We start from the raw sequence: 13302 nt of genomic DNA, 5'->3' as shown, positions 1-13302 counted from the left end.
CTGATAGTGCAATTTATAAAAAATATTTAATCTTAAATCATAGGTTTTTAACACAGCACCTTGATGAAAGAAAAGTAACAAAAGAAAATCAAGAATTCCTAAACTCGCTTCGCTCAAACAGTAGGAATTCGTTGTTCATCAATCATAAAAAAGCGGTCGAAATTAGCTTTTCGACCGCTTTTTTGTGATTTTAAAAATCAGAATGATTCATGTTTAACAAAGTCATTTAATCATCATCATCTTCCTTTTCTGCTTTCGCTGGAATTTTCACAAAAGCACTTCTTTTTGGAGGAGGCATTTTGCTGTTTTCTCCTCTCATTACTTTCCAAATGTCTTCATTAAAAGCTAAATCTGGGGCAGCATCTTCGTGACTAAAATCAAAGTTGGTTTTGCGTTTCCCTGTGTTGATAGCAAGATTTCTTTGGTTAATATCAACATTGGCAGGTAAAGCTTTGAAAGGCGTTAAATCAATATTTTTGGTAAAACATCTAAACATTGGCGTTGCTCCAGCATCGTATTGGCTCATTGGTGGTAAACCTAAAATCAACTCCATCGTTCTCAGCATTCCCGAAGTAGAGTACATGGTATGATCTACAAATTTTCTTTTGGTATAAGGACTCACCACATAAGCCGTAGAGCGGTGAGCGTCAACGTGGTCTGAACCATTTTGTGCATCATCTTCTAAAATAAACACCACCGATTCTTTCCAGATTTTAGATTTTGAAAGATGTTCTATGAAGTTTCCAACTGCCAAATCGTTATCGGCAATGGCTGCTTCTACACTAAATGCTCCTTTTCTTGAACCAGAAGTATGGTCATTTCCCATTCTTAAACTACTAAAACGAGGAACAGCATTGATGGCTAACAAAGAATCGAAATCTGCTTCCCATTGTTTTTCACGGTCAGAATCTTTGAAGTTCATGTCCCAACCTTTATAATTTCTACAAACATTTCCTTTTACACCTGCATAATTTCCTTCTGGGCCATCGGCAAATTCTCCATAAGTTCTGAAAGGAATATTAGCTCTTTTACAGAAATCCCAAATGAAACCATTTTTTGGATAAGCAATTTCTCGCTGACCTTCATAGTCGTAAGAACCGCCTCTTCCACCATAGCTTGTTACCCAGTTTTTCTCTACATAGTCATTGGCATAGGCTGCGGTTGACCAGTTATGTCCATCGGCAGAAACCTCAGCATCTACATAAAAATTATCCAACAACACATAATCTCTTACAATTTTATGCTGATTAGGCGTTAATTTTTCAGGAAAAATACAAAGCGATGGGTCGCCATTTCCTTCTTTTACATCACCCAAAACTTGGTCATAAGTACGGTTTTCTTTGATAATATAGAATACATATTTGATAGGCGATTTCCCGCCAACTTTCATCGGAATTGGATTATCGCTTTCGCCCATTGCTAATTTTTCTACTGCTTTGCTATAAGGAGTATTTTGAAAAACTACTTGCGAATAACTCGCCAAAGTTTGCTCATTAGGAACATCAATGATTGACATCGTTCCTTTCAATAAACCACCAATATATTCTACTACTTCTTTGTTGGCTTCTGGATTTGCACCTACTTCTTGTGGTTTCTTTTTGGCTAATGGATTGGGGCCTTTTGGATTTGGTTTTGAACTAAAGCCTTTACCATTGGTTACATAAATTTTATCTCCGATGGTTTTTACTGCGGTTGGATACCAGCCTGTTGGAATAAAACCTTTCGACAAACTTTTTCCTTTTTGAGTAATATCAAAAAGGGCTAAACAGTTATTGTCAGCATTGGCGATATAAAGTGTATTTTCGTCTGGCGAAAGTGCCACAGCATTGGGTGTTGAGCCAATGGGTGCATTTGGATATAAAGAAGCGGAAATATGTTCAATCAATCTTTTGGTGGAAGTTTCAATCACCGAAACAGTATTATCATTTCCATTAGGTACGAATAAATACTTTCCATCTTTTGTAAAAACCATATCGTTCGGATGACTGTTTGTAGCTATTTCTGCCGTGATTTTCCCTTGCTTCGGGTCATAAACCACTACTTTTGCCCCTCCCCAAAGCGGAATGTACAATTCATTACTGTTGGGTGCTAACATACAAGTATAAGGTTCGGCACTTAGTTTTTCTTCTTTGATGACTTTTCTGGTAGCCAAATCACAGATAAATAAAGACTTTGAATCTTTAGCAACTACATACAAACGATTAGCGTCCACACAAATGCCAGCAGGTGAAATTTTAGCTTTTGGAAAAGCTTCTCCTAAAGTAATTTCTCCGTCTTGAATCAGTTTTTGGTTTTCTATTTTATAAATCACCACTACGTTATCGTTTCCACCAGAAGCATACAAGTATTTTTCATCTTGACTAAACGCTAAACCTACCCAAGATTTTTTGATGATAACATCATCCAATACTTTTTCGGTAGCAGCATCAATCAACGTAATGCTCTGAGTACTTTGTCCGTTGTTAGTAACTGCCAATAACTTTTGCGAAGGCGAAACCACTAAATTTAAAGGTAAATCATTTAACTGGATACTTTTGCCTACGGGCGTTAACGACCAACCATTTGGAAGCGTTACTCTTTTAGCAACCAGACTTTCAAGTACTGGGTCTTTGTGATTTTGATTGAGCGTTTGTTTTTGATTACAAGCCCAAAAGCATAAAACTATGCCGATGAAAAAACTTACATGTTTCATTTGTTGAAATGGTTTGTTCAGAATTTATGTGGAAATATGAGACTTTGAGGGACTATATTTTAGGAATTTGTATTGTGAAACGTAAATTTATTAAATGACAAAAAACGGCTACATAAGTAACCGTTTTTTGAAAGGATAGTAAGTGATATTTACAATTTTATTGACATTTTTTTTTGTAATTATCTGATAGTTAGAATCTTGAAATGCTAATCACCAATCACTATTTACTAATATCTATGAATAAAGAGATTTCTTAGAATGAATATCTTAAACCTAATTGGATTCTCCAAGGAGTACCACCAGCGGTTGATAATTTTCTTCCTGCTCCAGTTTCTACATTATAAGCATAATTTTTAGTAGCTTGGTCGAAACCCGTCATTGAGACTAAGTTAACATTTCCGTGGTTATAACTTACGCCTAAATCTTTATTTAACAAATTCATAAAATTGAAGCAATCAGCAGAAAGAGAAATGTTGTGTTTGTTCAAGAATCTAAAATCTTTCGTCAAACGTAAATCTACGGTATAATAAAATGGATTTACGCCACCATTTCGTTGTGCTACTTTACCGATATTTTCACGGATATAAGTTTTTACGCTTTCAGTTACGTCTGGGTTATCCAACAAACCTTGAATCCCTTTTTTGATAGCTTCTGGAACATTAGCACCATTCGGGTCAAAAACATAGGCTAAATCGTTTGTTAATACAAAGTCACCATTAATGCTTTTGTTTCCACCTACTAAGAAAGAGTAACGAGTACCGCCAACGCCATTAAAAATTGCACCTAACTGAAAACCTTTTACTGTTGGAGTAGCCGCTGAAACGACTAATTTATCAGAGAATTGGTCGTCAGAATAAGAAACTGTTTGGTCACGTGGGTCATCAACAACTGGTCTGAAAGTTGAAGTATTGGCTACACAGCAGTTGAACGAACTATTATCTTTGGTATCGTTTTTAGTATAGCTAATGGTAAAGTAACCATCTTTACCAATTTTCATACTTGCATCAATTACTACCGCAATTTGGTCTAACTTTCCAGAAGATTCTAATTCTAATACTCTTCCTAATTCAGTTGATTTTCTACCTTTTGTCCAGTCTGTAGAACCATTTGCTGGAATAGTATTGGCAGGAACATATACACCACGATTCGCTTCGTTACTCAATCTAAAGTATGGTTGATCAACAATGTTTCTGTCGTAATAAACGTAGTTGTTTACTGTTTTAGACCATAATAAGTTGATACCAGCACGGAATCTTGCATTGAAGAAACGGTTGTAAGAGAGGTTGATTTTATAAATTGAAGGAACTTGAAAATCTTTACTTACGGCATTAATCGTAGAAATATAACTTGAACCTGCTGGAATACCTGGAGTAGAAGCAGGATTATTACGATAAGCCACAAAATCTGGACTTGGTACTCCTGTACCCGAAACGTCGATTGATCCTACAATTGTACCAGAATTTTGAATATTGTTCAACTGTAAATAAGAAACTGGTTGAGCCGAGAAAATACCTCCACCAAATTTAATAATATCTTTTTGGCGACCATCCACATCCCAAGTTAATTGTAATCTTGGTTGAATATTGTTATAATCAGCTAAAGTATTATTGGTTTTAATGCCTAATTTGCTTTCTGTAACTGAGTTAGGGTCTCCTTGTTTAAAGAAAATTGTAGCATCATAACGTAAGCCAGCCATTGCCGTTACGTTTTTGAAAGGTTCAAATTCTACTTGTGCAAAAAGAGCTAAGTCTAACAAAGATTGTTTCACAGCAGGATTCACCAAAGGTACTTCACGAGCATATCTGCTTGGCTTTTTGTCAATAAAATCTTGTAAACTTGAAAAGAAGAAACGTCCATTCATTTCGTTTACGATTTTAGAATCTAAGAAAGTCAACATATTATCAGTTCCAAATTTGAAATTCAAATTTCCTCTTCTCAAATACGTTGTGTTGGCTAATTGAATGGTTTTGTCTTTAGCGTATTCTGTACCAAATCTTTGTCCGCCAAATTGTACCGTTCTGGTTTGTGTAGCGTTTGGATTACTTTCTGTAGGAATTACCGACCTTACTGTAATAATAGCTCTAGGAATGTTTTCAGCAGGTAAATCTGGACTCACGATGTAATTACGAGAAACTGTTTGAAATTGGAGTTTCAATTCGTTGGTTAAATCTGGTGCTAAATCAGAACGTAAAGAAAGTAACGAACTGTTTTCTGTAGATTTAAAGCCAATCCAGCTTTCTAATAAATTGATGTTAGAGTTATCACTTGTTGACATTGGACTGTTCCAAGTAGTCAAGTTATTACGGAAAGTCAATTTATTTTTTTCATTAATCTGCCAATCTAAACGGGCAAAAATAGCATTCGCAACCGTTTCTCTCGAAAAATCTCCATATTGTTGTGTGTTTTTCATACCATACTTTTCTCTGGCAACGGCAATTAACTGATCTAAATTAGCTTTAGTAATTCCGAAGTTTTGCTCTTGTAAAGCATTGTCAACAGGTGCAATTTGGAAAGGAATTGTTTCATTCTGGCGGTCAAAAGCAACGAAGTAATGAAGTTTATCTTTAATTAAAGCACCACCCAACGAGAAACCATATTGCTTTTGGTCGATATTAGTGGTTCTTGGTGTTCCGTTGGCATTATACTCGCTATTTAATGGAAATAATTTGTTGCCAAATAACGAAGCCTGACTAGCACGTTGATAGAAAAAGGCTGAACCTTCCATCGTATTTGTACCGTTTTTGGTTACTGCATTAACAGAACCCCCACCTTGGCGACCTTGCGTAACATCATAATTGTTGGTAGAAACCTGAAATTCACGAATAGCTTCTTGCGAAATAGTATAAGGACCATTTCCAACAGTACCGTTGGTGTACATACTACGTGCGTTTACTCCATCCATTGTTACGTTGGTAGATGAAGTACGCTGACCGCTAAAACTACCATTTTTACCTTGTAAGGGAGAAAGGGCAGTTAAAGCCGAAAAGTTTCTGCCTTCCATTGGTAACTGTTTCATTTGTAGAGAAGTAACCGCAATGGCAGCACCAGCACGCTCAGTTTCTTTGTTGATAAATGAATTAGCACTCACTGTCACTTCTGATAATTGTGTACTTCCCTGAACAAGCTTAGTATCAATCTTCAATTTATCACCTTGGTTCAAGGCATAATTTGAAAGTTTTTGGCTTTGATAACCTACAAACGAGAACGAAATTGAATAGGGTCTTCCTAAAGGAAGTTGTTGTAAGTAATATTCGCCTTTTTCATTGGTTACTGTACCCGTCTGGAAACCTGTTGATTCGTTTCTAACACGAATAGTTACTCCAGGCACAACTTCGCCTTTTTCGTCTAATACTTTTCCAGAAATGGTAGCATCAGTACCTTGTCCGAAAGACATATTACCCAAAAGAGTAATGAAAAATAGTAAAAAGAGCTTTTTGAAATAACTCTTTTTTGAGGAGTAAAGAGTAAGGATTTGCATGTTGAAGATGGATTAAGTGAATTGTTAAACACAAAATTATCTTCAGTATTTGGCGATAAACGGTTTTAAATATTACCAAATTATAACCAGCCCAAAAGTTAAAATGGGCATAATGCTAGCTTCATATGAGTAGGCAAGCGTAGCAGTTTTGATAATTGTTTATTATTATTTGATTAGCATATTCTTTGAGGAGGAGGATTTTTAAAGAAGTGTTCCCAATTAATTGAAGGCATTGAATTTTGTGTTGGTTTTGCGGTTTTCTTCGGTTTTTGAAGCAAAAAAGATACTTAAAGTATGTCGATAGATACTTTAAGTATATCACGAGATACTTTTTACCGCAAAATACCGCAAAAAAATATCTCAATACATACTTCAAGTATGTCGAGCGATACTAAATACCGCAAAATACCGCAGAAAAGTATGTCGATAGATACTTTGAGAATGATTCGTGATGTTTTTAGATGAAAATTAGGATAAACAGAGGTGTAAACAAAAAACGGTAACCGCAAGGGTTACCGCTACTTATAGTCTAATTTTTAATCTTGATTTTCTATAGAAAGCAAAAAAATCCTAAAGTCTTCAAGTCCAAAATCCTTCAGTAAGCTCAAGAACTGTCGCTATGATGAGATAGTCAAGAAATTCAAAATCTTGTTTTTAATATCTTGTCTCTTTTATCTAACTAAGCTTCCATCAAATAAGCCTTAATAAACTCATTAATTTCACCATTTAGCACGGCATCAGTATTAGACGTTTGATAATTCGTTCGGTGGTCTTTCACTCGTCTATCATCCAACACATAACTTCTGATTTGTGAACCCCACTCAATTTTCTTTTTACCGGCTTCTACTTCTGCTCTGGCAGCATTACGTTTATCAATTTCGATTTGATACAATTTCGATTTCAAAAGTCGTAAAGCAACTTCTTTATTCATCAATTGCGAGCGTTCTTGCTGACAAGCAATGATAATTCCCGAAGGTCTGTGGGTTAAACGAACCGCTGTTTCTACCTTGTTTACGTTTTGTCCACCAGCACCACCCGAACGGAAAGTATCCCAATCAATATCGGCTGGGTTTACTTCTATTTCGATGGTATCATCTGCCAAGGGATATACATATACCGAAGCGAATGAAGTATGACGACGAGCGTTTGAATCAAAAGGTGAAATTCTTACCAAACGATGTACGCCATTTTCAGATTTTAGATTTCCGTAGGCAAATTCTCCGTCGATTTCTAAGGTAACAGATTTGATACCCGCTACATCGCCATCGTTGTGGTCGGCTTCTTTTACTTTGAAACCGTTTTTTTCTGCCCACATAATGTACATCCGCATGAGCATACTTGCCCAGTCTTGCGATTCCGTTCCGCCAGCACCCGCATTGATTTCAAGTACTGCCGACATACTATCGCCTTCTTCGGACATCATTTTGCGGAATTCTAGTTCAGCTAATTTTTCTTCTAATTTTGCCCCTTCTGCATCTACTTCATCCTCACTTGCTTCGCCCATTTCGTAAAACTCCCAAATCGTGTCAAGGTCGCCAACAAAAGTATTGAGTTGGTCGAAACCGATTGTCCAAAACTTCAATGCTCTAATCTTTTGCATAGTCGATTCTGCTTTTTTAGAATCCGACCAAAACTCTGGGTCGAGCGTAATTACTTCTAATTCTTCAATCTGGAATTTCTTATTATCGTAGTCAAAGATACCCCCTCAAAGCCTCTACTTTGGCTTTCAGGTCATTGAACCTGTCTTTTGTCATGCGTTAAATTGATGTTTTAAGTTGTTTTAGTCCAACCAACATATTGAATGCTTTCGGTTTTTAACAAACAAAGATAAGTATAAAAGTAAAGCCTTCTGCTTTTTTAATGTAAAGGCTTTTTTCTATAAAATTAATTACCAAAGAGTAACCCTTTTTGAAAATCTTTTGTTGGCAATAAAAAGAGAAAAAAGGTAGTTGTGATCAGGGAATCTTAACGGAGTAATTATCAAAGGCTTGTCACTCATTCAAAAACTTCTTACTAAGCCCCTTTCAATTCCCCGCTTATCCTTATCTTTGTAGCATAAAATTTGAAATTACCCTTAAAAAATAAAAATTAAATGGCACAAGTTTATGATTTAATCGTGATTGGCTCAGGTCCTGGTGGATATGTAGCGGCAATCCGTGCTTCGCAATTGGGTTTGAAGTGTGCGATAGTGGAGCGTGAGTCTTTAGGTGGTATCTGTCTTAACTGGGGTTGTATTCCTACAAAGGCATTGCTAAAATCTGCACAAGTATTTGAATACATCAAACATGCTGCCGATTACGGAATCACGGTTTCTGAATCTCATGCCGATTTCGGAGCAGTCATTAAGCGTTCTCGTGGTGTTGCCGATTCTATGTCAAAAGGTGTTCAATTCTTGATGAAAAAGAACAAAATTGATGTAATCATGGGTAACGGGAAAGCCTTGAAAAACAAAAAAGTTGAAGTAACTGCAGCAGACGGAAAAGTAACAGTTTATGATGCTAAGAACATTATGATTGCTACTGGTGCAAGAGCAAGAGCTTTACCAAATATTCCAATTGATGGCGTAAAAGTAATTGAATACCGTAAAGCAATGTCATTAGAAAAACAACCTAAATCAATGGTTGTAATTGGTTCTGGTGCTATCGGTGTTGAATTCGCTTACGTTTATGCAGCAATGGGAACGAAAGTAACGATTGTAGAATTTTTACCAAACGTTGTTCCTGTTGAAGACGAAGACGTTTCAAAGGAATTAGCAAAACAATATAAAAAATTAGGTATTGATATTCATACAAACTCTTCGGTAGAATCAGTTGATACTACTGGCGAAGGCTGTAAAGTATCAGTAAAAACACCAAATGGTAATATCACGATTGATTCAGACATCGTATTATCAGCAGCAGGTGTAATTTCAAACCTTGAAAATATAGGTTTAGAAGAAGTAGGCATCATTACTGATAAAGGTAAAATTTTAGTAAATCAATGGTATGAAACTAACATTCCGGGCTATTTTGCTATCGGTGATGTTACGCCTGGTCCAGCTTTGGCACACGTAGCTTCGGCAGAAGGTATCATTTGTGTTGAGAAAATCGCAGGACATAAAGTTGAGCCTTTAGATTATTCAAACATTCCGGGCTGTACTTATTGTACTCCTGAAATTGCTTCGGTAGGTTTAACTGAAAAGAAAGCTAAAGAAGCGGGTTACGAAATCAAAGTTGGTAAATTCCCATTCGTAGCGTCTGGTAAGGCTACTGCGGCTGGTGCAAGAGATGGCTTTGTAAAAGTAATTTTTGATGCTAAATATGGTGAATTCTTAGGAGCTCACATGATTGGCTACAATGTAACTGAAATGATTGCAGAAGTAGTAGTAGCTCGTAGATTAGAAACGACTGCCCATGAAATCATGACTTCTATTCACCCACACCCAACCATCTCAGAAGCTATCAAAGGAGCTACTGAAGCAGCTTATGGTTGTGCTGTTGATTTGTAATAAATAAGTATAAATAGATAGTCGAATCCCTTTTCTTTTAGAAAAGGGATTTTTTTTGTAACACGAGTTTCCAACTCGTTATTATTCACGCACGAGTTGAAAACTCGTGTTACAGGGGGCATTTGTTTACACAAAAGCGTAATTTTAAAGAAGTTTTCAAGCGAAACCATAACTACAGAAAATGCGTTGATTAATCTTAGTGATAAATTAGAAGAAAGTGACTCAGAATAAAAATGTAATTTTCCAGTATCTGGGATTAATAGATTATCAAACCGCATGGGATTATCAAGAAAAACTCCATGCTGAAATTGTTGCGATAAAACTAAATAATAAACATTTATCGCTTGAAAATCAGGAGATAACGCCCAATTATTTGCTTTTCTGTGAACATCCTCATGTTTATACTTTAGGCAAAAGTGGCAAGCCCGAACATCTTTTATTAGATGAAAATGGTTTAGAAAAATACCAAGCTAAGTATTATAAAATCAATCGTGGGGGCGATATTACTTATCACGGGAAAGGTCAATTAGTTGGTTATCCGATTTTTGATTTAGAGAATTTCTTTACAGATATTCATAAATACATGCGTTTTTTGGAAGAAGCCGTGATTCGTACTTGTGCGGATTTTGGTATTGATGCTGGTAGAATTCAAGGTTTAACAGGCGTTTGGATTGACCATCTCGAACAGAAAAATCCAAGAAAAATCTGTGCAATGGGCGTAAAAGCCAGTCGCTGGGTAACGATGCACGGTTTTGCCTTGAATGTAAATACAGATTTGAATTATTTCAAACACATTGTTCCTTGCGGAATAGACGACAAAGCTGTTACTTCCATCGAACAAGAGTTAGGCAAACCCCAAGATTTCCAAGCCGTTTCCGATAGCATGGCGAAACATTTAAAAGATATTTTTGGAATTGAAGCGATGAATATTTAGCTTTCGGATTTCGGATGTCAGCTTTCGGCTCATAAATACATGAAAAGAAGCTGACATCCGATGTCCGAAAGCTGACAGCTTATAAATTAACCCATGAAAAAAGACATAGAATTCCCCAATGTTGAAGGCGTAAAAATTGCGATTGCCAGAAAAGTAAATGAGTACAATGAAGTAGAATGGGACGTGTATTTAATCAACCGTTTGTCCATTCCTTTAGAAACCGTTTTTGTGAATTCACGTGGTTATGGTGTTAATCCAGATGGACAAGAAGCAAAAACTTCTCAACTCAGACATTTTTATAAAGAAGTACCTGCACGAGAAATTATCAAAGTAGAAATCATCACTCCAGATGTTTTTCATTTGAATAATGAATATTGGGTGAGTTATTATATTGGTAATCAGATTTTTGATAAAAAATTTATCTTTGTACCTGAATCAATTCGTGAGGAAAATTTGATGCTTATTAATCAATTGAATTTAGAAGGTGTTTTGCATGAGTAGGTTTTTGAAGACTTTAAGATGAAAGATACAAGAAGCAAGATACAAGAAGCAAGACATTTTTGGACTTTAGGACTTGAAGATTAAAGACACAAGAAGTAAGAATTTTTGATTTTGAGAATTTCAGACTTTAGGATTTTAAGATAAAAGATTCAAGAAGCAAGAGACAAGATAAGATTTTAGGCTTTAAAGCTAAAATACCATTAATTGATAATTATAAATACTCAAAGCTGATAGCTCGTTGCTCACAGCTGAATGATTAACATCTACATTGCTCAAGGCTGATAGCTCATTGCTGACAGCTCAAAGCTCATAACTCAAAGCTTATATGGACTTTCAGAAGTTTGCTAAAAACCTATTATTTATCGACATTGAAACGGTTTCTGGAGAAAGTAATTTCAATTTACTTTCCGACAGAATGAAAGCTTTGTGGCAACATAAAGCCAGTTTTTTAGGTAATCCCAATCAATTAAATGAAGAAGAATTTTACTTTGACCGTGCAGGAATTTATGCTGAATTTGGTAAAATTGTGTCGATTGGTTTAGGTTTTTTTCATTGGAATGAAGAGCAAGAAATTTGTTTGAAAGTAAAATCTATCAGCGGAGACAACGAGGCAGCACTTTTGCGTGAATTCAAAAATCTTATTGAGAAAAAGTACAAAGCTGATTTGGCATTTTGTGCCCACAATGGAAAAGAATTTGATTATCCCTATTTGTGCAGAAGAATGTTGGTAAATAGCGTCGAAATTCCAAGGGCTTTGCAGATTGCTGGCAAAAAACCTTGGGAAATTCAACACTTTGATACTTTAGAAATGTGGAAATTTGGCGATAAAAAACACTACATTTCGCTGGATTTATTGGCTTGTATTTTTGATATTCCAAGTAGTAAAGGGGAACTCAGTGGCGATAAAGTAAATTTTACTTATCACAAAGAAAACGATTTGCCAAAAATTGCTTCCTATTGTCGTGAAGACATTATTGTTTTGGCACAAGTATTTTTGAAGTACCAAAATATGGATTTGGTGAAGGAAGAAAATATCGAAAGAATTTAAGATTTCACTTTTGTGTCATCGTACTTTTTTGGTGCATACAAAAAACCAAAAGCCTCTGCACCTTCACGCTCATGTACTTTGTGATGAACATAATGTGCTTTCATGATACGTTTCATGTAAGGATGTTTTGCCACAAATTTGATTTTGATTCTGCGGTGAACAATCACATCATGGAAAATAAAGTAGAAAATTCCATACATCGTAACGCCTAAGCCAATCCAAAATAAGTACCAAAAGTCTGGATTGAAATTCCCCAAAGCAATTGTTGCGATTGAAACCGTAGAGAAAACCAAAGCAAACAAATCATTTTTTTCTAATACTTCATTATGATGCACATGGTGCGAACGATGCCAACGCCACATAAAACCGTGCATGATGTACTTGTGTGTAAACCAAGCCGTTCCTTCCATCAATAAAAAAGTACCGAATAATAAAGCAACTCTGATAAGCATTTTGATTAAGTTTATGGGATGAATTCAGTGTCCAATCAATTATAGACTTAACCAAAAGTACGAGATTTTTGTTTGCATTGTGTCTTATTTGAGATGGGATTTCTGACAAATGGGCTTCAATGCTTGTTTTCACTCAATCGATTCCGACTATTTAGGAACTGATTTTACTTAAAATCCATTATCTGTTTAGTGAAAAAGAAAACACAAAAACTATGTTTATTCCTTTTGAAAAAATGCCAGATTATGCCCGTGTTTGGGTATATCAAACCGATAAAAATTTAAGCGATGCTGAATTTATTTATGTGCAAGAAACCCTTGAAGCACAAGTAAATCAATGGGCGGCACATGGTGTGCCATTGGTAGGTTCTGTGAAAATATTTCATAATCGCTTTATCGTTGTAGCGGTGGATGAAGTACAGAATCAAGCTTCTGGCTGTTCAATTGATGCTTCTACTCGTTGGTTAAAAGAACTTGGTGCCGAAATGAATCTTAATTTCTTCGACCGTTCTATCGCTTTTATTCATGAAGATGCTATTCAAAGTGTAGAAATGTTGAAAATCAAAGCAATGGTAGCGGAAGGAATTATTCATCCTGAAACCTTAATTTTCAACAATCTAGTTGCTAATATTGGCGATTTTAAAAATACTTGGCAAGTAAGTGCAGCCCAAAGCTGGATGAAACGTTACTTCCAAAATACTACTGTCTAAAAT

General features: G+C 35.8%; 10 protein-coding genes. 6 read left to right on the top strand and 4 right to left on the bottom strand.

Going from position 1 to position 13302, the window contains the following annotated elements; translation table 11 throughout:
* Nucleotides 1-226: 226 nt before the first annotated feature.
* Nucleotides 227-2692 carry a bifunctional YncE family protein/alkaline phosphatase family protein gene (locus tag HNP25_RS04675; protein ID WP_184131022.1) on the bottom strand — a complete coding sequence of 822 codons (2466 nt, stop codon included), beginning with the start codon at nt 2690-2692 and terminating at the stop codon, nt 227-229.
* A gap of 253 nt (nt 2693-2945) precedes the next feature.
* A complete protein-coding gene (locus HNP25_RS04670; RefSeq protein ID WP_184131019.1) occupies nt 2946-6170 on the bottom strand; it encodes a TonB-dependent receptor in 3225 nt (1074 codons plus the stop codon).
* A 294-nt stretch (nt 6171-6464) separates the two neighbouring features.
* Between HNP25_RS04670 and HNP25_RS21670 the strand changes: the two genes are divergently transcribed.
* A complete protein-coding gene (locus HNP25_RS21670) occupies nt 6465-6635 on the top strand; it encodes a hypothetical protein (protein WP_221432399.1) in 171 nt (56 codons plus the stop codon).
* 214 nt (nt 6636-6849) lie between these two features.
* On the opposite strand, the gene prfB is transcribed toward HNP25_RS21670, so the two are convergent.
* A protein-coding gene (gene prfB, locus HNP25_RS04665) for a peptide chain release factor 2 (RefSeq protein WP_184131016.1) occupies nt 6850-7924 on the bottom strand; the annotation gives its coding sequence in 2 pieces (ribosomal slippage) (nt 6850-7863 and nt 7865-7924; 1074 coding nt in all).
* Nucleotides 7925-8262: 338 nt separating this feature from the next.
* Between prfB and lpdA the strand changes: the two genes are divergently transcribed.
* The 4 genes from lpdA to HNP25_RS04645 all read left to right on the top strand — a co-directional run bounded on the left by lpdA (nt 8263) and on the right by HNP25_RS04645 (nt 12140).
* The gene (gene lpdA / locus HNP25_RS04660; protein ID WP_184131014.1) at nt 8263-9657 is read left to right on the top strand and encodes a dihydrolipoyl dehydrogenase; all 1395 of its coding nucleotides are present in this window, start codon (nt 8263-8265) and stop codon (nt 9655-9657) included.
* A 217-nt stretch (nt 9658-9874) separates the two neighbouring features.
* Nucleotides 9875-10591 carry a lipoyl(octanoyl) transferase LipB gene (gene lipB, locus HNP25_RS04655; protein WP_184131011.1) on the top strand — a complete coding sequence of 239 codons (717 nt, stop codon included), beginning with the start codon at nt 9875-9877 and terminating at the stop codon, nt 10589-10591.
* Between the two features lie 93 nt (nt 10592-10684).
* On the top strand, nt 10685-11092 hold the full coding sequence (locus tag HNP25_RS04650) for a hypothetical protein (RefSeq protein ID WP_184131008.1): 408 nt from the start codon (nt 10685-10687) through the stop codon (nt 11090-11092).
* A 325-nt stretch (nt 11093-11417) separates the two neighbouring features.
* Entirely contained in the window at nt 11418-12140 is a 723-nt protein-coding gene (locus tag HNP25_RS04645) for a 3'-5' exonuclease (protein WP_184131005.1), read from the top strand.
* Here the strand turns inward: HNP25_RS04645 and HNP25_RS04640 are convergent.
* Entirely contained in the window at nt 12137-12592 is a 456-nt protein-coding gene (locus HNP25_RS04640; protein ID WP_184131002.1) for a sterol desaturase family protein, read from the bottom strand. The genes HNP25_RS04645 and HNP25_RS04640 overlap by 4 nt on opposite strands.
* A 212-nt stretch (nt 12593-12804) precedes the next feature.
* On the opposite strand from HNP25_RS04640, the gene HNP25_RS04635 reads away from it, so the two are divergent.
* The gene (locus tag HNP25_RS04635; protein ID WP_184130999.1) at nt 12805-13299 is read left to right on the top strand and encodes a hypothetical protein; all 495 of its coding nucleotides are present in this window, start codon (nt 12805-12807) and stop codon (nt 13297-13299) included.
* Nucleotides 13300-13302: the final 3 nt, after the last annotated feature.

The organism is Arcicella rosea, from assembly GCF_014204325.1.
In the GTDB taxonomy this organism is placed as follows: domain Bacteria; phylum Bacteroidota; class Bacteroidia; order Cytophagales; family Spirosomataceae; genus Arcicella; species Arcicella rosea_A.
The sequence above is the reverse complement of the archived record's forward strand: the minus strand, read 5'-3'. Positions and strand labels throughout refer to the sequence as shown.

Excerpts from the sequence above, each read along its gene's own strand:
- HNP25_RS04635 (WP_184130999.1), top strand. The coding sequence starts at position 12,805 with ATGTTTATTCCTTTTGAAAAAATGCCAGATTATGCCCGTGTTTGGGTA.
- HNP25_RS04640 (WP_184131002.1), bottom strand. The coding sequence starts at position 12,592 with ATGCTTATCAGAGTTGCTTTATTATTCGGTACTTTTTTATTGATGGAA.
- lpdA (WP_184131014.1), top strand. The coding sequence starts at position 8,263 with ATGGCACAAGTTTATGATTTAATCGTGATTGGCTCAGGTCCTGGTGGA.
- HNP25_RS04675 (WP_184131022.1), bottom strand. The coding sequence starts at position 2,692 with ATGAAACATGTAAGTTTTTTCATCGGCATAGTTTTATGCTTTTGGGCT.
- HNP25_RS04670 (WP_184131019.1), bottom strand. The coding sequence starts at position 6,170 with ATGCAAATCCTTACTCTTTACTCCTCAAAAAAGAGTTATTTCAAAAAG.
- HNP25_RS21670 (WP_221432399.1), top strand. The coding sequence starts at position 6,465 with ATGTCGATAGATACTTTAAGTATATCACGAGATACTTTTTACCGCAAA.
- HNP25_RS04645 (WP_184131005.1), top strand. The coding sequence starts at position 11,418 with ATGGACTTTCAGAAGTTTGCTAAAAACCTATTATTTATCGACATTGAA.
- HNP25_RS04650 (WP_184131008.1), top strand. The coding sequence starts at position 10,685 with ATGAAAAAAGACATAGAATTCCCCAATGTTGAAGGCGTAAAAATTGCG.